The following is a 23,521-nucleotide window of genomic DNA, read 5'->3' as shown; positions in this document are numbered from 1 at the left end:
CCGCTCCTACAGGGGGGATTGCGCAAACTGCGGTCAGATCAGCGACCGAACCCGCAACTCCTTGGGCATGGAGAAGGTGATGTTCTCTTCCCGCCCATCCAGCTCTTCAGCACCGGTGGCGCCCCAGGCCTTGAGCTGCTCGATCACGCCACGCACCAGCACTTCGGGAGCCGAAGCGCCAGCGGTAATGCCGACCCGCGCCGTCTGGTCGAACCAGCCACGCTGCAGGTCCTCGGCACCGTCGATCAGGTAGGCCGGGGTGCCCATGCGCTCGGCCAGCTCGCGCAGGCGGTTGGAGTTGGAGCTGTTCGGGCTGCCGACCACCAGTACCACGTCGCACTCGTCCGCCAGTTGCTTGACCGCGTCCTGGCGGTTCTGGGTGGCGTAGCAGATGTCGTCCTTGCGCGGGCCGCCAATGTTCGGGAAGCGGGCACGCAGGGCGTCGATCACGCGGCTGGTGTCGTCCATCGACAGCGTGGTCTGGGTGACGAACGCCAGGTGGTCCGGGTCCTTCACCTGCAGGTTGGCAACATCCTCCTCGTCTTCGACGAGGTAGATGGCGCCACCGTTGCTGGCGTCGTACTGGCCCATGGTGCCTTCGACCTCCGGATGCCCTTCGTGGCCGATGAGAATGCACTCACGGCCGTCGCGGCTGTACTTGGCCACTTCGATGTGCACCTTGGTCACCAGCGGGCAGGTGGCATCGAACACTTTCAGGCCACGGCCAGCAGCTTCCTGGCGCACGGCCTGGGAAACACCGTGGGCACTGAAGATGACGATGACGTCGTCCGGTACCTGGTCCAGCTCTTCGACGAAGATGGCGCCACGGTTGCGCAGGTCTTCCACCACGAACTTGTTGTGCACCACTTCGTGACGCACATAGATCGGCGGGCCGAAGACTTCCAGCGCGCGGTTGACGATCTCGATCGCCCGGTCGACCCCAGCGCAGAAGCCGCGAGGGTTGGCGAGTTTGATTTGCATGCTCGGCTCCAGGCTTACAGGGCCTTCACCTCGAGGATCTCCACCTCGAAGGTCAGGGTCTTGCCAGCCAATGGGTGATTGAAGTCGATGGTCACCTGGTCGTCATCGAACGCTTTGACCACACCCGGCAGCTCGGTGTTGGCGGCGTCGTTGAAGATGATCAACAGCCCTTCGGACAACTCCATGCCCTCGAACTGGGACCGCGGCATGACTTGCACGTTCTGCGGGTTTGGCTGGCCGAATGCGTTCTCCGGGGCCACCACGACGGTACGCTTGTCGCCGCCCTTGAAGCCGAACAGGGCGTTCTCGAACCCTGGCAGCAGGTTGCCATCGCCAACCTTCAAGGTGGCCGGGGCCTTGTCGAACGTGCTGTCGACGGTGTCGCCGTTTTCCAGGTGCAGCGCGAAGTGCAGGGTGACTTCGGTGTTCTGGCCGATACGGGTGTCAGTCATGGACCGGATCCTCGGACTTCTTGCTCTTGAACATATCCAGCGCCAGCATCACCGCACCAACGGTGATGGCGCTGTCGGCCAGGTTGAAGGCCGGGAAGTAATGGCGGTTCTGCCAGTGCACCAGGATGAAGTCGACCACATGGCCGAGCACGACGCGGTCGTACAGGTTGCCGATCGCGCCACCCAGCACCAGCGCCAGCGCCACGGCCAGCCAGGTCTCGTTGCGCCCCAGGCGCTTGAGCCACACTACCAGCACGGCACTGACCACCACGGCGATCAGGGCAAACAGCCAGCGCTGCCAGCCGGAGCTTTCAGCCAGGAAGCTGAACGCCGCGCCGGTGTTGTAGGCCAGGGTCCAGCTGAAGTAGTCAGGGATGACGACAACCTGCTGGTACATGGTCAGGGCATTGTTGAAATACAGCTTGGTGGCCTGGTCGAGGACCAGTACCACCAGGCTCAGCCAAAGCCATGCAAGGCGCCCGAAGCGCCCCGCTACAGGGTTAGGCATAGTGGCGCACCTCGCCGGAACCGCTCAGGTTGTCGACGCAACGGCCGCAGATTTCCGGGTGCTCCGGGTGGCTGCCGACGTCGGCGCGGAAGTGCCAGCAACGGCCGCACTTGGTGTGGCCGGACTTGACCACTTGCAGCTTGAGGCCTTCGACTTCGGTGGCCACCGCTTCGGCCGGCGCTTGCGCGAATGGCACCACGCTGGCAGCCGAGGTGATCAGCACGAAGCGCAGTTCGTCGCCCAGCTTGCCCAGGTCGGCGCTCAGGCCTTCGTCGGCGTACAGGGTGACTTCGGCCTGCAGGTTGCCGCCGATGACCTTGGCGGTACGCTGGTTTTCCAGCTCCTTGTTGACCGATGCCTTGACGGCCATCACGCGGTCCCAGTAGGCGCGGTCCAGTTCGGTACCTTCCGGCAGCTCGCTCAGGCCTTCGTACCAGCCGTTGAGCATTACCGACTCGTTGCGCTCGCCTGGCAGGTACTGCCAGATTTCGTCGGCGGTAAACGCCAGGATCGGCGCGATCCAGCGCACCAGCGCCTCGCTGATGTGGTAGAGCGCGGTCTGGCAGGAGCGGCGAGCGACACTGTTGGCGCCGGTGGTGTACTGGCGGTCCTTGATGATGTCGAGGTAGAAGCCGCCCAGTTCCTGCACGCAGAAGTTGTGCACCTTGGAGTAGACGTTCCAGAAACGGTACTCGCTGTAGTGCTCTTCCAGCTCGCGTTGCAGCAGCAGGGTGCGGTCAACCGCCCAGCGGTCCAGCGCCAGCATGTCTTCCGGGGCCAGCAGGTCGCGGGCCGGGTCGAAGCCGGACAGGTTGGAGAGCAGGAAGCGTGCAGTGTTGCGGATACGGCGGTAGGCGTCGGCGCTGCGCTGCAGGATCTGCTCGGAAACGGCCATTTCACCGGAATAGTCGGTAGCGGCAACCCACAGGCGCAGGATATCGGCACCCAGGGTGTTGTTGACCTTCTCCGGCTCGATGGTGTTGCCCAGCGACTTGGACATCTTGCGGCCGTTCTCGTCCACGGTGAAGCCGTGGGTCAGCAGCTCGCGGTACGGCGCGTGGCCGTCGATGGCGCAACCGGTCAGCAAGGACGAGTGGAACCAGCCGCGGTGCTGGTCGGAACCTTCCAGGTACAGGTCGGCACGCGGGCCGGTGGCGTGGCCGATGTCATGCGAGCCACGCAGCACGTGCCAGTGGGTGGTACCCGAGTCGAACCACACGTCGAGGGTGTCGGTGATCTTGTCGTACTGCTCGGCTTCAGCGCCCAGCAGTTCGGCGGCGTCCAGCTTGAACCAGGCCTCGATGCCTTCCTGTTCGACGCGCTTGGCCACTGCTTCCATCAGCTCGACGGTGCGTGGGTGCAGCTCGCCGGTCTGCTTGTGCAGGAAGAACGGGATCGGTACACCCCAGTTGCGCTGTCGGGAGATGCACCAGTCCGGGCGGTTGGCGATCATCGAATGCAGGCGCGCCTGGCCCCAGGCCGGGACGAACTTGGTGTCTTCGATGGCTTTAAGTGCGCGCTCACGCAGCGGCTCGCCGGTGGTCGGCTGCTTGTCCATACCCACGAACCACTGCGCGGTGGCGCGGTAGATCAGCGGGGTCTTGTGGCGCCAGCAGTGCATGTAGCTGTGGCTGATGGTTTCGGTGTGCATCAGCGCGCCGACTTCGCTCAGCTTCTCGACGATGGCCGGGTTGGCCTTCCAGATGAACTGGCCGCCGAAGAATGGCAGCGAGTCCACATACACGCCGTTGCTCTGCACCGGGGTGAGGATGTCGTCGTTGACCATGCCGTAGCGCTTGCAGGTGACGAAGTCGTCTTCACCGTAGGCTGGCGAGGAGTGCACCACGCCGGTACCGGCGCCCAGCTCGACGTAGTCAGCCAGGTAGATTGGCGACAGGCGGTCATAGAACGGGTGGCGGAAGTTGATCAGTTCCAGTGCCGAACCCTGGGCGGTGGCGATGACCGAGCCTTCCAGGCTGTAGCGCTTGAGGCACGACTCGACCAGCTCTTCGGCCAGAACCAGCAGACGCTCGCCGGTGTCGACCAGGGCGTACTTGAACTCCGGGTGGATGTTCAGCGCCTGGTTGGCCGGGATAGTCCACGGGGTGGTGGTCCAGATCACGATGGCAGCCGGCTTGGCCAGCGAAGCCAGACCGAAGGCAGTAGCCAGCTTGGCGTCATCGGCTACCGGGAAGGCAACGTCGATGGTCTGCGATTTCTTGTCGGCGTACTCGACTTCGGCCTCGGCCAGGGCCGAACCGCAATCGAAGCACCAGTTCACAGGCTTCAGGCCCTTGAACACGAAGCCTTGCTTGACCATCTCGGCCAGGGCGCGGATTTCGCCGGCCTCGTTGGCAAAGTTCATGGTCTTGTACGGGTTGTCCCAGTCACCCAGCACGCCCAGGCGGATGAACTCGGTCTTCTGCCCCTCGATCTGCTCGGCGGCGTACTCGCGGCACAGCTCGCGAGTGCGGTCGGCGGACAGGTGCTTGCCGTGGGTGACCTCGACCTTGTGCTCGATCGGCAGGCCATGGCAGTCCCAGCCCGGCACATACGGCGCATCGAAGCCGGCCAGGGTCTTGGAACGGACGATCATGTCCTTGAGGATCTTGTTCAGCGCATGACCGATATGAATCTTGCCGTTGGCATAGGGCGGGCCGTCGTGCAGGACGAACTTGGGACGATCCTTGCCAATTTCGCGCAGCTTCTGGTACAGGCCAATGCTGTCCCAGCGCTGCAGGATCTGCGGTTCGCGCTGAGGCAGGCCGGCCTTCATGGGGAAGGCGGTGTCCGGAAGGTTAAGCGTGGCTTTGTAGTCGGTCATTTCAGGCTCTTCGTTAGCGGTTGAGCGTGCCAATGTGCACGTGCGGCGGCGATATCCGCATCGATCGCCGACTTCAGCGCCTCCAGGGAGGCGAATCGCTGCTCTTCACGCAGCTTGTGGTGGAACTCCACCGTCAGGCGCCGGCCGTAAAGGTCGCCGGCATAGTCCAGCAGATGAATCTCCAGGTGCGGGCGCCCGTCACCGGCAACGGTGGGGCGCACGCCGATATTGCCGACACCCGGCCAGGCCTTGCCGTCGATTTCGATGCTGGCCAGGTAGACCCCGGACAGCGGCACGCGGCGGCGCTTGAGCTGGATGTTGGCGGTAGGTGTGCCGAGCTGGCGGGCCAGCTTCTGGCCATGCAGCACGCGGCCGCTGATGCGGTATGGGCGGCCCAGCAGGTGCTCGGCCAGCTCGAAGTTGCCTTCGGACAGGGCCTTGCGCACTTCGGTGCTGCTGACCCGCAGGCCGTCCTGGATCACCGTGTTGGCAGCCTCGACGGTGAAGCCGTACTGCTTGCCGGCCTCGACCAGGAAGGCGAAGTCGCCGGCGCGGTCGCAGCCGAAGCGGAAGTCATCGCCCACTTCGAGGTGGCGTACACCCAGGCCGTCGACCAGGATGGCCTTGACGAAGGCATCGGCGCCGAGATTGCTCAGGCGCTGGTTGAATGCCAGGCACAGCACCCGGTCGATACCCTCGGCCGCCAGCAGCTCGATCTTGTCGCGCAGCCGGGCCAGGCGGGCCGGCGCGGTGTCGGGGGCGAAGTACTCGCGTGGTTGCGGTTCGAAGATGACCACGCAGGTCGGCAGGCCCAAGGCCTGGCCGCGCTCGCGCAGGCGCGCCAGGATAGCCTGGTGGCCGCGGTGAACCCCGTCGAAGTTGCCAATGGTGGCGACACAGCCCCGGTGCTCGGGGCGCAGGTTGTGAAGACCTCGAACCAGCTGCATAACGCGCTTCTTGCTCATAAAGTGGCCGATTATAACCACACCCGGGCGCCGGTGACAGGCAGCAGCGCCCAAGGGCGGCGTGGAATGCGAAAAACCGACGCCTGACCCGCCCGATGCCTCAGTGCAAGGCCTTGCGGGCGAAATGCCGAGGCCGGAAGCCGCACAGGTACAGGCAGCCGAAATAGGTCACGACGCCCGCCAGTACCAGAGCCCCCAGGCGCACCAGGCGCTCGAGCATGTTGCCCTGTTCCCAGGCTGGCAGATAATGCATGCCGGCCAGCAACACCGCCGACATCAGCCCCACCGCCAGCAACAGCTTGAGCAGGAATATCGCCCAGCCTGGTTGCGGCTGAAACAGCTGCTGACTGCGCAGTTTCCAGAACAGCAGGCCGGCGTTCAGGCAGGCCCCCAGGCTGATCGCCAGGGCCAGGCCGGCATGCGCGAGCGGCCCGATCAGGGCCAGGTTGAACAGTTGGGTGCAGACCAGGGTGAATACCGCGATCTTCACCGGTGTACGGATATTCTGCTGCGCATAGAAGCCCGGTGCCAGTACCTTGACCAGAATGATCGCCAGCAAGCCCACCGAATAGGCGATCAGCGCCTTCTGGGTCATGGCTGCGTCGACGGCAGTGAACTTGCCGTACTGGAACAGCGCCACGGTCAAAGGCTCGGCGAGGATGGCCAGGGCCAGGGTGCAGGGCAGCACCAGCAGGAAACACAGGCGCAGGCCCCAGTCGAGGATCCGTGAGTACTCCTCGCGGTCCTTGTTGGCGTAGGTCTTGGCCAGGGTCGGCAGCAGTATGGTGCCCAGGGCCACGCCCAGTACACCGGAAGGCAGCTCCATGAGGCGGTCGGCGTAGTACATCCACGACACCGAGCCGGCTACCAGGAAGGAGGCGAAGATGGTGTTGATGATCAGCGAGATCTGACTCACCGACACCCCGAGGATCGCTGGCAGCATCTGCTTGAGCACCCGCCACACGCCGGCATCACGCAGGTTCAGGCGTGGCAGCACGAGCATGCCGATCTTCTTCAGCGCTGGCAGCTGGTACAGCAACTGTGCCAGGCCACCGGCCAGCACGCCCCATGCCAGGGCCATGATGGGCGGGTCGAAATACGGCGTGAGCAGCACGGCGAAGGCAATCATCGCCACATTCAGCAAGGTCGGGGTAAAGGCCGGCACCGAGAAACGGTTCCAGGTATTGAGGATTGCCCCGGCCAGGGAGGACAGCGAGATCAGCAATATATAAGGAAAAGTCACCCGCAACAGGGCGGTGGTCAGTTCGTACTTTTCGGCACTGTCGACAAAGCCTGGGGCGGTCGCCCACACCACCCATGGCGCCGCCAGGATGCCGATGGCGGTCACCAGCGCCAGAACCAAGGTCAGCAGGCCACTGACATAGGCGACGAAGGTGCGGGTCGCCTCCTCGCCTTGCTGGGTCTTGTATTCGGCCAGGATCGGCACGAAGGCCTGAGAAAACGCGCCCTCGGCGAAGATGCGCCGCAGCAGGTTGGGCAGCTTGAAGGCGATGAAGAAAGCATCGGTGGCGATGCCGGCGCCGAAAACACGCGCCAGGATGGTGTCGCGGACAAAGCCTAGCACCCGGGAAATCATGGTGATCGAGCTTACCGCAGCCAGGGATTTGAGCAGGTTCATCGAAAAGATTCACGCCAAGGGCAGAGGACGCTGCCAGACAGCGTCCGAATGTGCGATACTCCCGCGCCTTCGCAGGGGAGCCAAAAATTCCCGAGTTTACAGGTCGCGCAGCAGAAAGGAATATTTCCCTCTTGTTGGCGCACCGCTCGGCGGAACCTTGCAGGTGGCCTTGACATCCGTTCGACTGATCGGCATGATTCGCGGCCTATTTTGTTTGCTATTTACCTAAAGTCTTTCGAGGAGCTCGACGGTGGCCAACACACCTTCCGCCAAGAAACGTGCAAAACAGGCTGAGAAGCGTCGCAGCCACAACGCCAGCCTGCGTTCCATGGTCCGTACCTACATCAAGAATGTAGTTAAAGCCATCGACGCAAAAGACGCCGAAAAAGCGCAAGCCGCTTACGTTCTGGCTGTGCCTGTAATCGACCGTATGGCCGACAAGGGCATCATCCACAAGAACAAGGCTGCTCGTCACAAAGGCCGTCTGAATGGCCACATCAAGGCGCTGAAAGAAGCTGCAGCTGCCTAAGCGACGCGCTAGTCGAAAAACCGACCCTAGGGTCGGTTTTTTGTTGCCTGCGATTTGTGCAAGCATCCCGCCCAGTTGATTACGATCGGCTTTTTGTAGGAGCAGCCTTGTGCTGCGAATGGGCTGCATAGCAGCCCCAGGCTTCAGCTGGCAGCGGACATTGTCGGGGCTGCTACGCAGCCCATTCGCAGCACAAGGCTGCTCCTACGGAAAAGCGCAAGGCTGCACTTGGCAGCCCTGCCTCCACATCACTTGGCAATCTGAATCTTCGGCGCCCACTGCAGCCATTCATCCTCGGCCTTGTCGAACAAGGCGAACGTCTGCTGCGGCCGTGCCGGGTTGCCCATCTGCTCGCCATCCGGCGTGGCGAAGGCGATACCGCCGTCGATCATGGTCTCCACCGACTCGGTACGCACCGTAACCCCCTTGACCAGCCCCCAGTCGAAACCGAAGCCGCTGCTGTTCCAGAAGCGGCTGCCGCTGCGCACCAGGGCCGCATAGCGCGGTTCGATCAGGATATGGATCAACACGCGGTCAGCGCTCTGGCCCAGCTCGAAGCCCGTCACCTTGCCCACCGCAACCTCACGGTAGGTCACCGGCACGCCCGGCTTGATCGAGCCACGGCGCGGAGCGCTCAGCGTCAACGGCAGCCCGACTTCAGGCCCTGCCACCTGCGGGGCGTCGGCCAAGGCGATGAAATCGCGCTGCGGGCCACGGTCCTTGGCAGCCGGCTGCACTTCCAGGTACTGCCCACCCACCAGAGTGTCGAGGTTCTGCGTGCGCACCAGGCCAAAGGCTGGCTTGACCACCCAGAACTGCGTACCGACGCGGGCGATACGGTCCGCCGCTTCGGTAATGCGCGCCCGCAGCAGCACCGCCTGCAGGTCATCGGTCAGGTCGACGCTCTCGATGCTGCCCACATCCAGGCCACGGAAGCGGATCGCCGTGCCTGGCTTGAGGCCGTCAGCACGGTCCACACGAATGGTGATCAACGTTCCTGCGCGGTTGACCGCCTCCTGGCTGTCATGCAGGCGGAAGCGTGGGATGTGGCGTTTGAGCGGCACATCGGGCCGTGGCGTGTCGAACGCGATACCACCGGCCATCAGGGTTTGCAGTGATTCACTCTTGATCTTGATGCCCGACAGGCCGCCCGTCAGGGTGATGCCACTGACATTCCAGAAGCGCGACGAACCGTTGACCAGCTTTTCGTATTCCTTCTCGATATGCACACCGATCAGGATGCGGTTGCTGTTGCGGGCGAACTGGTAGCTCTGCACGCTACCCACCTTCACCTGGCGGTACATGACCGGGCTACCGACTTCCAGCGAACCCAGGGTGTCGGCGAACAGCACCATGTGCAGGCCTGGTGCCTTGAGGTCGAGCGGAGGCGCCTTGGCGCGGGCTTCGAACTCGCGCTCGGGCCGCGCGCCCTTTTCACCAGGGCGAATGGCAATGTAGTTACCCTTTACCAGCGCCTCCAGGCCGGTGATACCCGCCAGAGAAATCGACGGCTTTACCACCCAGAACTGCGTGCCCTCGACCAGGTAATCCTCGGCCAACGGGTCCAGCGTAAGCTCGGCCGAGGCACTGGCCAGGTTGTCTGCCATTGTCAGGGCTTTCAGCGAGCCTACCTGGATGCCCTTGTACATGACCGGTGTACGGCCCGCCTGCAGGCCCTCGTAATCGCTCAATTTCACCTTCACCCGGATACCGGCCTGGGCCGCATCAAAGTCCTCATACAGACGGAACGGCAGGTTCGAGTCGGTGGGTGGACTGTCCTTGCGGTGTTCCGGCGTGGCAAAGGCGATACCACCGGCGACAATGCTCGACAGCGATTCACTACGCACTTTCACGCCCGACAGCGAGGCATCGATGCTGACGCCGCTGGCATTCCAGAAACGCGTGTGCTTGCGCACCAGGCTGGCATAGGCCGGCTCGATGAAGACCTTTATCTCGACAGTGCTCTGGTCCTCGGACAGGCGGTAGCTTTTTACCCGGCCAACCTGGATCTGCTTGTAGAACACCGGGCTGTCACGGTTGAGCGACCCAAGCCGCTCAGCCTTGAGGGTAAGGTGCAGGCCCGGCTCGGTGTCCGACAGCGGCGGCGCAACCTTCAAGGCAGTAAAACGTTTGGTGCGCTCCCCCTCCCCTGGGCTGACGGCGATGTAGTTGCCTGACACCAGAGTTTCCAGGCCGGAAATACCCGCCAGGCTGACGCTCGGCTTCACCAGCCAGAAACGCGTGCCTTTGGTCAGATGCGGCTCGGCAGCCTTGTTCATCTCGATGGTGGCGATCACCCCCTGGTTCTCACCCTTGGCGTCGAGCACCAGGCTCTTGACCTTGCCAACCGGCATGCCCTTGTAGATCACCTCGGTCTTGTTGGCGACGATACCCTCACCCGACTCGAAGCGGACTTCAATTTCCACACCGGCATCACGGTAAGCCTGCCACGCAAGCCAGCCACCGATCATCAAGGCGATCAAAGGCAGGATCCATATGGCCGACCAGTTCGAGGCTGGGCGGGTTTTAGCCGTTGGCAGGTCACTCATGGTCGTCATCCGACTCCGTGTTATCCCAAATCAGTCGGGGATCGAAAGTTAAAGCGGCAAGCATTGTCAGGATCACCACAGTTGCAAAGGCGACAGCGCCCAGGTTGGCTTCGACACTGGCTATTCGGCCGAAATTCACCACCGCCACCAGGATGGCGATGACAAAGATATCGAGCATGGACCAGCGCCCAATGAATTCGATGAAGCGGTACATCAATATCCGTTGCCGTGCCGAAAGCGGCTGACGACGCTGAACGGAGTACAACAGCAAGCCGATGCCCACCAGTTTGAACGTGGGCACCAGGATACTGGCAATGAACACCACGGCAGCAATGGGCACCATGCCATGCTTGAGCAAGGTGATGACACCGGACATGATCGTGTCGGGGCTGCCTTGGCCCAGGGTGCTCACGGTCATGATCGGCAGCATGTTGGCCGGGATGTACAGGATCGACGCGGCAATCAGCAGCGCCCAGGTACGCGCGATGCTGTTCGGCCGACGGGCATGCACGATGGCACCGCAGCGTGTACAGGTTTGTGAAGTGCTGTCTGGCTGTTGCCGGTTCAGCTCGTGACATTCATTGCAGACAAGAATGCCTGCATCAATCGCCCGCATGCAGGTCCTCCCCTGATAGCGCACTCCAGATCTGGTGCGGTGACATCACCACCTCGAGCCACACCTGGATCAATAACAGGCTGATGAAGCAGAACAGCCCCAGGCCTACCGTCAGCTCGGCCAGGTCCACCAGCTTGACGATGGCTACCAGCACGCCCATGAAATAGACCTCGAGCATGCCCCAGTCACGCAAGTGGTGATAGATGCGGTAGAACAGCAGGCCGAAACTACGCCCCACGTTCAGACGGATACTCAAGAGCACGACCAGCTGACAGAGCAGTTTTGCCAAAGGGATGGCCATACTGCACAGGAAAACCACGACGGCCACACCGCGCATTTCCGAGTTGTACAGGCCCAGCACGCCGCTCCAGACGGTATCGTCCGATGTCTGGCCAAGCAGGTGCAGCTGCATGATCGGCAGGAAATTGGCAGGCACAAACAGCAGCAAGGCGGTGAGCACCAGGGCCAGGCTGCGGTTGACCACATTGTGCCGATGGGCGTACAGCTCATAGCCGCAGCGCGGGCATTGGGCTTTCTCATCATGCTGGAGCACGGGCTTGCGCAGCAGCAGGTCACATTCATGACAGGCGACAAGCTCGTCCAACGGCAACTGGGCCAGGGTTTCAGGTTCGACAGGATTGGGCATATAGCGCTTCTGAATAGGTGCGTGGGCCTATTCTAGTGTTCTGGCTCGAATTGTGGGAGGCGACGATCGAACGGAGACCAGTGCGGGCGAGTCGAGGCGTCGAACCGCCGCGAACACCGGCGAAGCCGGTGCCATACACCGGGTCGTCTGCTTCGCGGGTGAACCCGCTCCCACAGGGACTGCGTATGCCCGGGAATTTTTGCGCCACAAAGACAAAACCCCTACCTGCATGTGCAGATAGGGGTTTTGCGAAATGAATCTTGACGATGACCTACTCTCACATGGGGAAACCCCACACTACCATCGGCGATGCATCGTTTCACTGCTGAGTTCGGGATGGGATCAGGTGGTTCCAATGCTCTATGGTCGTCAAGAAATTCTGTTGCCAGAATGTCCAGATGGACAGCCCAGCGAATTCGGATATGCGATATTTGTGATGTTGCGAACTTTCGGTTGTTTCGTCTTCACCACCGCAATCTGCGCTAGCAAATTGCTTGGGTGTTATATGGTCAAGCCTCACGGGCAATTAGTATTGGTTAGCTCAACGCCTCACAGCGCTTACACACCCAACCTATCAACGTCGTAGTCTTCGACGGCCCTTTAGGGGATTCAAGATCCCAGTGAGATCTCATCTTGAGGCAAGTTTCCCGCTTAGATGCTTTCAGCGGTTATCTCTTCCGAACATAGCTACCCGGCAATGCCACTGGCGTGACAACCGGAACACCAGAGGTTCGTCCACTCCGGTCCTCTCGTACTAGGAGCAGCCCCTCTCAAATCTCAAACGTCCACGGCAGATAGGGACCGAACTGTCTCACGACGTTCTAAACCCAGCTCGCGTACCACTTTAAATGGCGAACAGCCATACCCTTGGGACCGGCTTCAGCCCCAGGATGTGATGAGCCGACATCGAGGTGCCAAACACCGCCGTCGATATGAACTCTTGGGCGGTATCAGCCTGTTATCCCCGGAGTACCTTTTATCCGTTGAGCGATGGCCCTTCCATACAGAACCACCGGATCACTAAGACCTACTTTCGTACCTGCTCGACGTGTTTGTCTCGCAGTCAAGCGCGCTTTTGCCTTTATACTCTACGACCGATTTCCGACCGGTCTGAGCGCACCTTCGTACTCCTCCGTTACTCTTTGGGAGGAGACCGCCCCAGTCAAACTACCCACCATACACTGTCCTCGATCCGGATAACGGACCTGAGTTAGAACCTCAAAGTTGCCAGGGTGGTATTTCAAGGATGGCTCCATGAGAACTGGCGTCCCCACTTCAAAGCCTCCCACCTATCCTACACAAGCAAATTCAAAGTCCAGTGCAAAGCTATAGTAAAGGTTCACGGGGTCTTTCCGTCTAGCCGCGGATACACTGCATCTTCACAGCGATTTCAATTTCACTGAGTCTCGGGTGGAGACAGCGCCGCCATCGTTACGCCATTCGTGCAGGTCGGAACTTACCCGACAAGGAATTTCGCTACCTTAGGACCGTTATAGTTACGGCCGCCGTTTACCGGGGCTTCGATCAAGAGCTTCGCTTGCGCTAACCCCATCAATTAACCTTCCGGCACCGGGCAGGCGTCACACCCTATACGTCCACTTTCGTGTTTGCAGAGTGCTGTGTTTTTAATAAACAGTCGCAGCGGCCTGGTATCTTCGACCGGCATGGGCTTACGGAGCAAGTCCTTCACCCTCGCCGGCGCACCTTCTCCCGAAGTTACGGTGCCATTTTGCCTAGTTCCTTCACCCGAGTTCTCTCAAGCGCCTTGGTATTCTCTACCTAACCACCTGTGTCGGTTTGGGGTACGGTTCCCAGTTATCTGAAGCTTAGGAGCTTTTCTTGGAAGCATGGTATCAACCACTTCGTCGCCTAAAGGCAACTCGTCATCAGCTCTCGGCCTTGAAATCCCGGATTTGCCTAAGATTTCAGCCTACCACCTTAAACCTGGACAACCAACGCCAGGCTGGCCTAACCTTCTCCGTCCCTCCATCGCAATAACTGGAAGTACAGGAATATTAACCTGTTTTCCATCGACTACGCTTTTCAGCCTCGCCTTAGGGACCGACTAACCCTGCGTCGATTAACGTTGCGCAGGAAACCTTGGTCTTTCGGCGTGCGAGTTTTTCACTCGCATTGTCGTTACTCATGTCAGCATTCGCACTTCTGATACCTCCAGCAAGCTTCTCAACTCACCTTCACAGGCTTACAGAACGCTCCTCTACCGCGTCATCAAAGATGACACCCGTAGCTTCGGTGCATGGTTTGAGCCCCGTTACATCTTCCGCGCAGGCCGACTCGACTAGTGAGCTATTACGCTTTCTTTAAAGGGTGGCTGCTTCTAAGCCAACCTCCTAGCTGTCTAAGCCTTCCCACATCGTTTCCCACTTAACCATGACTTTGGGACCTTAGCTGACGGTCTGGGTTGTTTCCCTTTTCACGACGGACGTTAGCACCCGCCGTGTGTCTCCCATGCTCGGCACTTCCAGGTATTCGGAGTTTGCATCGGTTTGGTAAGTCGGGATGACCCCCTAGCCGAAACAGTGCTCTACCCCCTGGAGTGATACATGAGGCGCTACCTAAATAGCTTTCGAGGAGAACCAGCTATCTCCGAGCTTGATTAGCCTTTCACTCCGATCCACAGGTCATCCGCTAACTTTTCAACGGTAGTCGGTTCGGTCCTCCAGTCAGTGTTACCTAACCTTCAACCTGCCCATGGATAGATCGCCCGGTTTCGGGTCTATACCCAGCGACTAAACGCCCTATTAAGACTCGCTTTCGCTACGCCTCCCCTATTCGGTTAAGCTCGCCACTGAATATAAGTCGCTGACCCATTATACAAAAGGTACGCAGTCACCTAACAAAGTAGGCTCCCACTGCTTGTACGCATACGGTTTCAGGTTCTATTTCACTCCCCTCTCCGGGGTTCTTTTCGCCTTTCCCTCACGGTACTGGTTCACTATCGGTCAGTCAGTAGTATTTAGCCTTGGAGGATGGTCCCCCCATATTCAGACAAAGTTTCTCGTGCTCCGTCCTACTCGATTTCATTGACAAGAGATTTTCGTGTACGGGGCTATCACCCACTATGGCCGCACTTTCCAGAGCGTTCCACTAATCTCAAATCAACTTAAGGGCTGGTCCCCGTTCGCTCGCCACTACTAAGGGAATCTCGGTTGATTTCTTTTCCTCAGGGTACTTAGATGTTTCAGTTCCCCTGGTTCGCCTCTTGCACCTATGTATTCAGTACAAGATACTCAGCTTATGCTGAGTGGGTTCCCCCATTCAGAGATCTCTGGATCACAGTCTGTTTGCCGACTCCCCAAAGCTTATCGCAGGCTACCACGTCTTTCATCGCCTCTGACTGCCAAGGCATCCACCGTATGCGCTTCTTCACTTGACCATATAACCCCAAGCAATCTGGTTATACTGTGAAGACGACATTCGCCGAAAATTCGCATGTTGCTCTTTCGAGCAGAACTCACAAATTTTACCTTAGCCTGATTAACCAGCAGTGAAACTGGCCATCAGTCTATATCTATCACATATCCGAATTTTTAAAGAACGATCTGACAAAAGTCAGAAATCAACATTCGATGCGAATGTTCATTTCTGAGTTTGATCAAGTAAAGCAAGTGGTGGAGCCAAGCGGGATCGAACCGCTGACCTCCTGCGTGCAAGGCAGGCGCTCTCCCAGCTGAGCTATGGCCCCAAATATTGGTAGGTCTGGGCAGATTTGAACTGCCGACCTCACCCTTATCAGGGGTGCGCTCTAACCAACTGAGCTACAGACCTATATAGGGTCTTGATCGTCTTCAACCATGAATCAAGCAATTCGTGTGGGAGCTCATCAGCAGGCTGATGTCGTCGATTAAGGAGGTGATCCAGCCGCAGGTTCCCCTACGGCTACCTTGTTACGACTTCACCCCAGTCATGAATCACACCGTGGTAACCGTCCTCCCGAAGGTTAGACTAGCTACTTCTGGTGCAACCCACTCCCATGGTGTGACGGGCGGTGTGTACAAGGCCCGGGAACGTATTCACCGCGACATTCTGATTCGCGATTACTAGCGATTCCGACTTCACGCAGTCGAGTTGCAGACTGCGATCCGGACTACGATCGGTTTTGTGAGATTAGCTCCACCTCGCGGCTTGGCAACCCTCTGTACCGACCATTGTAGCACGTGTGTAGCCCAGGCCGTAAGGGCCATGATGACTTGACGTCATCCCCACCTTCCTCCGGTTTGTCACCGGCAGTCTCCTTAGAGTGCCCACCATAACGTGCTGGTAACTAAGGACAAGGGTTGCGCTCGTTACGGGACTTAACCCAACATCTCACGACACGAGCTGACGACAGCCATGCAGCACCTGTGTCAGAGTTCCCGAAGGCACCAATCCATCTCTGGAAAGTTCTCTGCATGTCAAGGCCTGGTAAGGTTCTTCGCGTTGCTTCGAATTAAACCACATGCTCCACCGCTTGTGCGGGCCCCCGTCAATTCATTTGAGTTTTAACCTTGCGGCCGTACTCCCCAGGCGGTCAACTTAATGCGTTAGCTGCGCCACTAAAATCTCAAGGATTCCAACGGCTAGTTGACATCGTTTACGGCGTGGACTACCAGGGTATCTAATCCTGTTTGCTCCCCACGCTTTCGCACCTCAGTGTCAGTATCAGTCCAGGTGGTCGCCTTCGCCACTGGTGTTCCTTCCTATATCTACGCATTTCACCGCTACACAGGAAATTCCACCACCCTCTACCGTACTCTAGCTCGCCAGTTTTGGATGCAGTTCCCAGGTTGAGCCCGGGGCTTTCACATCCAACTTAACGAACCACCTACGCGCGCTTTACGCCCAGTAATTCCGATTAACGCTTGCACCCTCTGTATTACCGCGGCTGCTGGCACAGAGTTAGCCGGTGCTTATTCTGTCGGTAACGTCAAAACAGCAAGGTATTAGCTTACTGCCCTTCCTCCCAACTTAAAGTGCTTTACAATCCGAAGACCTTCTTCACACACGCGGCATGGCTGGATCAGGCTTTCGCCCATTGTCCAATATTCCCCACTGCTGCCTCCCGTAGGAGTCTGGACCGTGTCTCAGTTCCAGTGTGACTGATCATCCTCTCAGACCAGTTACGGATCGTCGCCTTGGTGAGCCATTACCTCACCAACTAGCTAATCCGACCTAGGCTCATCTGATAGCGCAAGGCCCGAAGGTCCCCTGCTTTCTCCCGTAGGACGTATGCGGTATTAGCGTTCCTTTCGAAACGTTGTCCCCCACTACCAGGCAGATTCCTAGGCATTACTCACCCGTCCGCCGCTGAATCAAGGAGCAAGCTCCCGTCATCCGCTCGACTTGCATGTGTTAGGCCTGCCGCCAGCGTTCAATCTGAGCCATGATCAAACTCTTCAGTTCAATACTGCTTGGGTTTTTAAGAAACCCTAAACTTGGCTCAGCAATCTCAAATGACTATGTGATTTCTCGCATAGCCACTTGTGATGCTGATAATCTTTGTGACTATCAGTCCGTACTCACAAGCACCCACACGAATTGCTTGATTCGATTTGTTAAAGAGCGTTTGGTTAAGAGCCTTTCGTCTCAACCGAGGCGCGCATTTTACGCTTTCCTCATTTGCTGTCAAGCGTTTATTTTGAAGTTTTTTGCGAGAAACTCGTTTAGCTTCAAACACTTGACTCGCTGCGATCTCTCGTAGCGGGAGGCGAATCATACAGCGTTTAGAAGCGCTGTCAACCATCATCTCAACCGCTGCCGATCATTTGATCGTAGCCCTTTCAACTTCGCTTCAACTATCTAACTCTTTGAAAATCAAGGAGTTTGTCGTTCCGGCGTCGCTGGAAGTGGGGCGCATTATAAGGGGATTCAGAAGGCGGTCAAGGGTTAATTTCATTTATTTGAAATATCCCAGGCGAAGACCTTATAAAGGCCACCAGATGTTCGCCACAACACCTTCTGCGCCTATGAGATCGAGCGCCGCCCGCGCGGCGCTTCGCAGCACAAGGCTGCTCCTACATCTGTTTCGGGCCAGTCACGCCTGTGCCTGCGCACGCGACCGCCTTGTTTGCCCGACGCGACATCGAGGTGGACGCCAAGGCGGTCGCGTGCCGTTCTCACAGGAATAATTGGCCCGAAACAAACGGTAGGAGCAGCCTTGTGCTGCGAAGCGCCGCGCGGGCGGCGCTCGATCTCACAGGCGCCAGAAAACCCAAGACAGGCACCTCTCAAAGCCAATGCCATCTCAAGACAGGCCCATAGCCGCCCTGACGCACACGACAACCAAAAGCCAAAACACCAAACCCCAAAAACAAAGCGGGGAGGCCTGTCGGCCTCCCCGCTTCTGCTTCATCCCTTACAAACTAGGGAACGCAAACTGCGAAGCCTCATGGCTGGCCCGCTGCGGCCAGCGCTGGGTAATCGCCTTGCGACGGGTATAGAAGCGCACACCGTCCGGACCATAGGCATGCAGGTCACCGAACAGCGAGCGCTTCCAGCCACCAAAGCTGTGGTAGGCCACCGGCACCGGCAGCGGTACGTTCACACCGACCATGCCCACTTCGATCTCGTCGCAGAACAGGCGCGCCGCTTCACCGTCACGGGTGAAGATGCAGGTGCCGTTGCCATACTCATGATCGTTGATCAGTTGCATGGCCTGCTCCAGGCTGTTCACACGCACTACGCACAGCACCGGGCCGAAGATCTCTTCCTTATAGATACGCATCTCCGGGGTCACCTTATCGAACAGGGTGCCACCGACGAAGTAGCCATCCTCATTACCAGCCACACGGAAGCCACGGCCATCCACCACCAGCTTGGCGCCAGCAGCAATACCGTCATCAATGTAGCCCACCACCTTGTCACGGGCAGCAGCCGTCACCAGCGGCCCCATGTCCAGGCCGCACGAGGTGCCGGCCCCAATCTTCAGTGCCTTGATCTGCGGTTCCAGCTTGGCAATTAGGGCGTCTGCCACCTGGTCACCCACGCACACCGCCACCGAAATGGCCATGCAACGCTCGCCGCACGAACCATAGGCAGCCCCCATCAGTGCGCTCACGGCATTGTCCAGGTCGGCATCCGGCATCAGCACCGCGTGGTTCTTCGCACCACCCAGGGCCTGCACACGCTTGCCGCGCTTGGTGCCTTCAGCGTAGATGTACTCGGCGATCGGAGTCGAACCGACGAAGCTCAGGGCCTTCACTTCCGGCGCTTCGATCAGCGCATCCACCGCTTCCTTGTCGCCATGCACCACGTTGAGGATACCCTTCGGAAGGCCGGCTTCCAGCAGCAACTGGGCGATGAACAGGGTCGAGCTCGGGTCGCGCTCGGAAGGCTTGAGGATGAAGGCGTTACCGCAGGCGATGGCCAGTGGGTACATCCACAGCGGCACCATGGCCGGGAAGTTGAACGGGGTGATACCGGCAACCACGCCCAGTGGCTGGAAGTCGGACCAGGCATCGATGTTCGGGCCAACGTTGCGGCTGTACTCGCCTTTCAGTACTTCCGGCGCGGCGCAGGCGAACTCGACGTTCTCGATGCCACGCTTCAGTTCGCCGGCAGCATCTTCCAGAGTCTTGCCGTGCTCTTCGCTGATCATCTGCGAGATTCGTGCTTCATTCTGCTCCAGCAGTTGCTTGAAGCGGAACATCACCTGGGCGCGCTTGGCCGGTGGGGTGTTGCGCCAGGCCGGGAAGGCAGCCTTGGCCGAATCGATCGCTTCCTGCACGGTCGCGCGGCTGGCCAACTCGACTTTGCGCACGGCCTGGCCGGTGGACGGGTTGAAGACATCGGCGGTGCGCTCACCCTTGGTAACCAGTTCGCCATGGATCAGGTGCTGAACAATGCTCATGCAAAACTCCAGATAAAGAAGGTTGAGGCAGGCGCGCGATGCGTTCACGCGCCAGGCATCAGAATCGGAAAGATCAGTCGATCAGGTTCAGGGTTTCGCCTACTGCGTCGAACAGGCGATCCAGTTCCTGCGGCGCGGTGTTGAAGGTTGGGCCGAACTGCAGGGTGTCGCCACCGAAGCGTACATAGAAGCCTGCCTTCCACAGTTTCATCGCTGCCTCGTACGGACGCACGATGGCATCACCGTCGCGGGCAGCGATCTGGATCGCGCCGGCCAGGCCGTAGTTGCGGATATCGACGATGTTCTTGGTGCCCTTCACGCCATGCAGCAGCTTCTCGAAGTGCGGCGCTAGCTCGGCGGCGGCCTGCACCAGGTTTTCCTTCTGCAGCAGGTCCAGCGCGGCGATACCGGCGGCGCAGGCTACCGGGTGGGCCGAGTAGGTGTAGCCGTGCGGGAATTCCACGGCGTACTCCGGGGTCGGCTGGTTCATGAAGGTCTGGTAGATCTCGCTGCTGGCGATAACCGCGCCCATCGGGATAGCGCCGTTGGTCACCTGCTTGGCGATGCACATAAGGTCCGGGGTCACGCCGAAGGCTTCGGAGCCAGTCATCGCGCCCATGCGACCGAAGCCGGTAATCACTTCGTCGAAGATCAGCAAGATGTTGTGCTGGGTGCAGATTTCACGCAGGCGCTTCAGGTAACCCTTCGGCGGCGGCAGAACACCAGCCGAACCTGCCAGCGGCTCGACGATCACGGCAGCGATGTTGGAGGCGTCGTGCAGCTCGATCAGCTTGAGCATCTCGTCAGCGAGGGCGATACCACCCTCCTCGGGCATGCCTTTGGAGAAGGCGTTGACCGGCAGCACGGTGTGAGGCAGATGGTCGACATCCAGCAGCTGACCGAACAGCTTGCGGTTACCGTTGACGCCACCGAGGCTGGTGCCGGCGATGTTCACGCCGTGGTAGCCGCGAGCACGGCCGATGATCTTGGTCTTGGTCGCCTGGCCTTTCAGGCGCCAGTAGGCACGCACCATCTTCAGCGCGGTGTCGGCACACTCGGAACCGGAGTTGGTATAGAACACATGGTTCAGGTCGCCCGGGGTAAGTTCGGTGATCTTCTCGGCCAGCTGGAACGACAGCGGGTGGCCGAACTGGAAGGCCGGGGAGTAGTCCAGTGTGCCGATCTGGCGAGCCACCGCTTCGGTGATTTCCTTGCGGGTGTGCCCGGCGCCGCAGGTCCACAAACCGGACAGGGCATCGAAGATCTTGCGCCCCTGGTCGTCGAACAGGTAGCTGCCTTCCGCCGCCACGATCAGGCGTGGGTCGCGCTGGAAGTTGCGGTTGGCGGTGTAGGGCATCCAGTGCGCATCCAGCTTGAGCTGGCTGGCGATACCGGCGGGGGCGGTTTCGGGCATGTTCATCGGCGGTTCCTCGGAAGACGATTAGGCAACGATGGATGTTGTTGCAGCTAAATTGGCACGGCGATAAAGTCTGGAAAAGCCAACATTTCTAATCTTCAGACAGGCCCTGACTAAACTAATGAGCCGACGCCCCGATCCACTCGCCCAAGTCAGCGATTTTGACATCCGCCTGCTGAAGATCTACCGCAGTGTCGTAGAGTGCGGCGGTTTCTCGGCCGCCGAAAACGTGCTGGGCATTGGCCGTTCGGCCATCAGCCAGCAGATGAACGACCTCGAGCAACGCCTCGGCCTGCGCCTGTGCCAGCGCGGCCGCGCCGGGTTCTCACTGACCGAGGAAGGCCGCGAGGTCTACCACTCGGCGCTGCAACTGCTCAGCGCCCTGGAAAGCTTCCGCACCGAGGTCAACGGCCTGCACCAGCATTTGCGTGGAGAGCTGAACATTGGCCTGACCGACAACCTTGTGACGCTGCCGCACATGCGCATTACCCATGCCCTGGCCGAGCTCAAGGACCGCGGCCCCGATGTGCGCATCCAGATCCGCATGATCGCACCCAGCCAGGTCGAGCACGGTGTGCTCGATGGCAGCCTGCATGTCGGCGTGGTGCCGCAGACCAGCCCGCTGTCGGGCCTCGAGTACCAGCCGCTGTACAGTGAGCGCTCACTGCTGTACTGCGCAGTCGGCCACCCGCTGTTCTATGCCGATGACCAGCAGATCGACGACGACCGCCTCAACAGCCAGGAAGCCATCACCCCCACCTTCCGCCTGCCGGCCGAAATCCAGGCGCATTACCAGGCACTGAATTGCACGGCCAGTGCTTCGGACCGCGAAGGCATGGCGTTTCTCATCCTTACCGGGCGCTACATCGGCTACCTGCCAGACCACTACGCCACGTTCTGGGTGCAGCAAGGCCGCTTGCGTGCCCTCAAGCCCCGGGAACGCTTCTATGACCTGAGTCTCAGCTGGGTAACGCGCAAGGGCCGGCGGCCGAACCTGGTACTGGAAAGCTTCCTCGAAAGCCTGGCTGCGACACGCTGATGCCAGTCTGTGCCGCAAACGCTTGTCACTTCGGCACAGGCAGGTAATCTTGTCCGACAGCCGCAGCCACTGACCCGTACGGAATCGTCCATGACCCTAGAAGTCCCTGCGCATCGCCTCTCCGCCTCGGGCAAGCCCGCGGGCCGCATCCGCCAGAAGAACGAACAGGCCATTATCCAGGCCGCCGAAGACGAGTTTGCCCGCCATGGTTTCAAGGGCACCAGCATGAACACCATCGCCCTCAAGGCGGGGTTGCCCAAGGCCAATCTGCATTACTACTTCACCAACAAGCTGGGCCTGTACATTGCCGTACTCAGCAACATCATCGAGTTGTGGGACAGCACCTTCAACGCCTTGAGCGTCGACGACGATCCGGGCGAAGCCCTGAGCCAGTACATCCGCACCAAGATGGAGTTCTCCCGGCGCAACCCGCAAGCCTCGCGGATTTTCGCCATGGAAGTGATCAGCGGCGGCACCTGCCTGAGCGAATACTTCAGTGCCGACTACCGCGAATGGTTCCGCGGCCGGGCCGCGGTGTTCCAGGCCTGGATCGAAGCCGGAAAGATGGACCCGGTCGACCCGGTGCACCTGATCTTCCTGCTGTGGGGCAGCACCCAGCACTACGCCGACTTCGCCACCCAGATCTGCCAGGTGACCGGCCGCAGCCGCCTGACCAAGCAGGACATGGAAGACGCGAGCAACAATCTTATCCACATCATTTTGAAGGGCTGCGGCATCAAGCCGGCTGCCTGATCGTCATTTATGCCTTCTACCCTGCTCGACCTCTGCGAGTACCGCGAGGAAATCCGCAAAAGCCGCTTCATCACCCTGGCCGGGCCGATCAGCAGTGCCGCCGACGCGATGAGTTTCATCGAACGCCACAGCGACCTGGCCGCCACCCACAACTGCTGGGCCTGGAAGCTTGGCGCCCAGTACCGCAGCAGCGATGACGGCGAACCTGGCGGTACCGCGGGGCGGCCAATCCTCGCGGCCATCGAGGCGCAGGACTGCGACCAGGTGGTGGTGCTGGTAATCCGCTGGTACGGCGGCATTCAGCTGGGAACTGGCGGCTTGGCCAGGGCCTACGGCGGCGGCGCAAACAAATGCCTGCAACAGGCACCCAAGCGGCTTCTGGTGCAGCGCAGCGAATTCACCTGCAGTTGCAGTTTCAGCGAACTGGCACTGGTGAAGCTGCGCCTGGCAGAGGTTGACGGCCTGGTTCTGGACGAACAATTCACCGCCAATGGCGTGGACCTGCTGATTGCACTCGGCGACACCCATCTGGCGCAAATTCAGCAGCAGTTGGCCGACTTGAGCCGCGGGCGCATTCTGCTCGAAGCACGTTGAACATTGCCCACAACAACTGTGGGCCGGCCTGTGGATAAGCTTGGGGCATTCGCTTGCAGGCAGCATTAATCAAGGGCTACAGAGGCTTGATCATATTTTGATCACCATTTGATGACAGCCGCAAACCGTTGATGCTCCTGAGGTTATCCCCAGGTCCCCA

At 59.8% G+C, this 23,521-nt stretch carries 15 protein-coding genes, 2 tRNA genes and 3 rRNA genes; 4 read left to right on the top strand and 16 right to left on the bottom strand.

Going from position 1 to position 23,521, the window contains the following annotated elements; translation table 11 throughout:
* Positions 1-33: 33 nt before the first annotated feature.
* The 6 genes from ispH to murJ all read right to left on the bottom strand — a co-directional run bounded on the left by ispH (position 34) and on the right by murJ (position 7,369).
* Complete coding sequence (gene ispH / locus GYA95_RS21920) at positions 34-981, bottom strand: 4-hydroxy-3-methylbut-2-enyl diphosphate reductase (protein WP_013970753.1); 948 nt, start codon at positions 979-981, stop codon at positions 34-36.
* A 14-nt stretch (positions 982-995) separates the two neighbouring features.
* Positions 996-1,433: an FKBP-type peptidyl-prolyl cis-trans isomerase gene (locus GYA95_RS21915; protein ID WP_015268848.1), complete on the bottom strand. Its 438-nt coding sequence runs from the start codon at positions 1,431-1,433 to the stop codon at positions 996-998.
* Entirely contained in the window at positions 1,426-1,941 is a 516-nt protein-coding gene (lspA, locus tag GYA95_RS21910; RefSeq protein ID WP_003258216.1) for a signal peptidase II, read from the bottom strand. The genes GYA95_RS21915 and lspA overlap by 8 nt, the downstream gene beginning before the upstream one ends.
* Entirely contained in the window at positions 1,934-4,765 is a 2,832-nt protein-coding gene (gene ileS, locus GYA95_RS21905; RefSeq protein ID WP_015268847.1) for an isoleucine--tRNA ligase, read from the bottom strand. Before ileS ends, lspA begins: the two co-directional genes overlap by 8 nt.
* Positions 4,762-5,712, bottom strand: a complete 951-nt coding sequence (gene ribF / locus GYA95_RS21900; RefSeq protein ID WP_015268846.1) for a bifunctional riboflavin kinase/FAD synthetase — start codon at positions 5,710-5,712, stop codon at positions 4,762-4,764. The genes ileS and ribF overlap by 4 nt, the downstream gene beginning before the upstream one ends.
* A 118-nt stretch (positions 5,713-5,830) precedes the next feature.
* On the bottom strand, positions 5,831-7,369 hold the full coding sequence (gene murJ, locus GYA95_RS21895) for a murein biosynthesis integral membrane protein MurJ (RefSeq protein ID WP_015268845.1): 1,539 nt from the start codon (positions 7,367-7,369) through the stop codon (positions 5,831-5,833).
* 250 nt (positions 7,370-7,619) lie between these two features.
* Between murJ and rpsT the strand changes: the two genes are divergently transcribed.
* The gene (gene rpsT / locus GYA95_RS21890) at positions 7,620-7,898 is read left to right on the top strand and encodes a 30S ribosomal protein S20 (protein WP_003247625.1); all 279 of its coding nucleotides are present in this window, start codon (positions 7,620-7,622) and stop codon (positions 7,896-7,898) included.
* A gap of 248 nt (positions 7,899-8,146) precedes the next feature.
* Here the strand turns inward: rpsT and GYA95_RS21885 are convergent, their stop codons facing one another.
* The 10 genes from GYA95_RS21885 to GYA95_RS21840 all read right to left on the bottom strand — a co-directional run bounded on the left by GYA95_RS21885 (position 8,147) and on the right by GYA95_RS21840 (position 20,978).
* Complete coding sequence (locus GYA95_RS21885; RefSeq protein ID WP_015268843.1) at positions 8,147-10,447, bottom strand: PqiB family protein; 2,301 nt, start codon at positions 10,445-10,447, stop codon at positions 8,147-8,149.
* Entirely contained in the window at positions 10,440-11,063 is a 624-nt protein-coding gene (locus GYA95_RS21880) for a paraquat-inducible protein A (protein WP_015268842.1), read from the bottom strand. The genes GYA95_RS21885 and GYA95_RS21880 overlap by 8 nt, the downstream gene beginning before the upstream one ends.
* Positions 11,050-11,709 carry a paraquat-inducible protein A gene (locus GYA95_RS21875; protein WP_013970746.1) on the bottom strand — a complete coding sequence of 220 codons (660 nt, stop codon included), beginning with the start codon at positions 11,707-11,709 and terminating at the stop codon, positions 11,050-11,052. The genes GYA95_RS21880 and GYA95_RS21875 overlap by 14 nt, the downstream gene beginning before the upstream one ends.
* 258 nt (positions 11,710-11,967) lie before the next feature.
* Positions 11,968-12,083: ribosomal RNA gene (gene rrf / locus GYA95_RS21870) — 5S ribosomal RNA — on the bottom strand.
* 131 nt (positions 12,084-12,214) lie between these two features.
* Positions 12,215-15,106 (bottom strand): 23S ribosomal RNA (locus tag GYA95_RS21865).
* Positions 15,107-15,339: 233 nt separating this feature from the next.
* Positions 15,340-15,415 (bottom strand) — tRNA-Ala (locus tag GYA95_RS21860).
* 6 nt (positions 15,416-15,421) lie between these two features.
* Positions 15,422-15,498, bottom strand: a tRNA-Ile gene (locus GYA95_RS21855).
* Between the two features lie 77 nt (positions 15,499-15,575).
* Positions 15,576-17,112 (bottom strand): 16S ribosomal RNA (locus tag GYA95_RS21850).
* The 16S, 23S and 5S rRNA genes sit together here with 2 tRNA genes alongside, the layout of an rRNA operon.
* Before the next feature lie 952 nt (positions 17,113-18,064).
* Complete coding sequence (locus GYA95_RS21845; RefSeq protein WP_015268841.1) at positions 18,065-19,558, bottom strand: CoA-acylating methylmalonate-semialdehyde dehydrogenase; 1,494 nt, start codon at positions 19,556-19,558, stop codon at positions 18,065-18,067.
* 73 nt (positions 19,559-19,631) lie between these two features.
* Positions 19,632-20,978 carry an omega-aminotransferase AptA gene (locus tag GYA95_RS21840; protein WP_015268840.1) on the bottom strand — a complete coding sequence of 449 codons (1,347 nt, stop codon included), beginning with the start codon at positions 20,976-20,978 and terminating at the stop codon, positions 19,632-19,634.
* Positions 20,979-21,096: 118 nt separating this feature from the next.
* On the opposite strand from GYA95_RS21840, the gene GYA95_RS21835 reads away from it, so the two are divergent.
* From GYA95_RS21835 to GYA95_RS21825, 3 genes are all read left to right on the top strand, one after another.
* Positions 21,097-22,014 carry a LysR family transcriptional regulator gene (locus tag GYA95_RS21835; protein ID WP_013970743.1) on the top strand — a complete coding sequence of 306 codons (918 nt, stop codon included), beginning with the start codon at positions 21,097-21,099 and terminating at the stop codon, positions 22,012-22,014.
* Positions 22,015-22,104: 90 nt separating this feature from the next.
* A complete protein-coding gene (locus GYA95_RS21830; RefSeq protein WP_003257076.1) occupies positions 22,105-22,767 on the top strand; it encodes a TetR/AcrR family transcriptional regulator in 663 nt (220 codons plus the stop codon).
* 9 nt (positions 22,768-22,776) lie between these two features.
* Positions 22,777-23,361 carry an IMPACT family protein gene (locus tag GYA95_RS21825; RefSeq protein ID WP_015268839.1) on the top strand — a complete coding sequence of 195 codons (585 nt, stop codon included), beginning with the start codon at positions 22,777-22,779 and terminating at the stop codon, positions 23,359-23,361.
* The last annotated feature ends 160 nt before the right edge of the window (positions 23,362-23,521 follow it).

The organism is Pseudomonas asiatica, from assembly GCF_009932335.1.
Classification (GTDB): Bacteria; Pseudomonadota; Gammaproteobacteria; order Pseudomonadales; family Pseudomonadaceae; genus Aquipseudomonas; species Aquipseudomonas asiatica.
This window is presented reverse-complemented; position numbering and strand designations above follow the sequence as displayed.

Bases quoted from the DNA above. Each gene is read 5' to 3' on its own strand.
- ispH (WP_013970753.1), bottom strand. From the start codon at position 981: ATGCAAATCAAACTCGCCAACCCTCGCGGCTTCTGCGCTGGGGTCGAC.
- GYA95_RS21915 (WP_015268848.1), bottom strand. From the start codon at position 1,433: ATGACTGACACCCGTATCGGCCAGAACACCGAAGTCACCCTGCACTTC.
- lspA (WP_003258216.1), bottom strand. From the start codon at position 1,941: ATGCCTAACCCTGTAGCGGGGCGCTTCGGGCGCCTTGCATGGCTTTGG.
- ileS (WP_015268847.1), bottom strand. From the start codon at position 4,765: ATGACCGACTACAAAGCCACGCTTAACCTTCCGGACACCGCCTTCCCC.
- ribF (WP_015268846.1), bottom strand. From the start codon at position 5,712: ATGCAGCTGGTTCGAGGTCTTCACAACCTGCGCCCCGAGCACCGGGGC.
- murJ (WP_015268845.1), bottom strand. From the start codon at position 7,369: ATGAACCTGCTCAAATCCCTGGCTGCGGTAAGCTCGATCACCATGATT.
- GYA95_RS21885 (WP_015268843.1), bottom strand. From the start codon at position 10,447: ATGAGTGACCTGCCAACGGCTAAAACCCGCCCAGCCTCGAACTGGTCG.
- GYA95_RS21880 (WP_015268842.1), bottom strand. From the start codon at position 11,063: ATGCGGGCGATTGATGCAGGCATTCTTGTCTGCAATGAATGTCACGAG.
- GYA95_RS21875 (WP_013970746.1), bottom strand. From the start codon at position 11,709: ATGCCCAATCCTGTCGAACCTGAAACCCTGGCCCAGTTGCCGTTGGAC.
- GYA95_RS21845 (WP_015268841.1), bottom strand. From the start codon at position 19,558: ATGAGCATTGTTCAGCACCTGATCCATGGCGAACTGGTTACCAAGGGT.
- GYA95_RS21840 (WP_015268840.1), bottom strand. From the start codon at position 20,978: ATGAACATGCCCGAAACCGCCCCCGCCGGTATCGCCAGCCAGCTCAAG.
- GYA95_RS21835 (WP_013970743.1), top strand. From the start codon at position 21,097: ATGAGCCGACGCCCCGATCCACTCGCCCAAGTCAGCGATTTTGACATC.
- GYA95_RS21830 (WP_003257076.1), top strand. From the start codon at position 22,105: ATGACCCTAGAAGTCCCTGCGCATCGCCTCTCCGCCTCGGGCAAGCCC.
- GYA95_RS21825 (WP_015268839.1), top strand. From the start codon at position 22,777: ATGCCTTCTACCCTGCTCGACCTCTGCGAGTACCGCGAGGAAATCCGC.